The following is a 233-nucleotide window of genomic DNA, read 5'->3' as shown; positions in this document are numbered from 1 at the left end:
CGGCCTCGTCCTCGAAGGTGCCGGTGAGGGCATCGGCGCCAGCGACGCCCTCGAAGTGAAGCGGCCCGGCCTCGGTCTCCACCGCGAAGTGGATCGTATGAGTGGCGTGGTCGAGGGTGATGTCGGCGGCGGTGCGGGGGCCGCGCTGCTCGGCCCCCTCGTAGGTCAGCCCGTCCCCGTTCGGGGAGCGTCGCAGGGTGATGCGCTGGCCGCTACGCGCTCCGGTCTCCGGC

The 233-nt window shown here is 73.4% G+C and carries 1 pseudogene; it reads right to left on the bottom strand.

From position 1 onward, the window contains the following. Positions 1–233: pseudogene (locus tag AC0IY1_RS25665) on the bottom strand (hypothetical protein); the annotation flags it as partial.

The sequence above is a fragment of the Methylobacterium sp. AC690 genome, assembly GCF_979256535.1.
Note: the sequence above shows the minus strand (reverse complement) of the source record. Positions and strands in the feature narration are given on the sequence as shown.